The sequence below is a fragment of the Hungatella sp. SL.1.14 genome (assembly GCF_024460495.1).
Taxonomy (GTDB): Bacteria; Bacillota; Clostridia; order Lachnospirales; family Lachnospiraceae; genus Hungatella; species Hungatella hathewayi.
Genome location: NZ_JANFYJ010000412.1, coordinates 1 through 296, shown reverse-complemented (window position 1 = coordinate 296; position 296 = coordinate 1). Strand labels below are relative to the sequence as shown.

The window sequence follows — 296 nt, the reverse complement described above, 5'->3', positions numbered from 1 at the left end:
GGATGCGCTCCCTCCGTTCTGAGACGGCGATTGTGTTTGTGACCGCGTTTCTTCATTACGCACCGGAAGGGTATAAGGTGGATGCGGTTCGGTTTATCATGAAGGATACGCTGGATGCGGCGCTTCCGGAGTGTATGGATGCGGTTCTTAAGCGAAAACGGCTGGAGCAGGTGGAATTTTCCTGTGTAGAGGGAACGGTAAGGCTGTTTACCGAGCGGATTCTCTATGTAGAGAGCCGGAAGCCTAAGGCTGTCTTCTGCTGTCAGGGGACGGAGCCGGAGACCTGTCAGGCGTAT

1 pseudogene is annotated in these 296 nt (G+C 54.7%); it reads left to right on the top strand.

Annotated features, from left to right (window positions below):
- Positions 1 to 296, top strand: a pseudogene (locus tag NE473_RS31610) (LytR/AlgR family response regulator transcription factor); the annotation flags it as partial.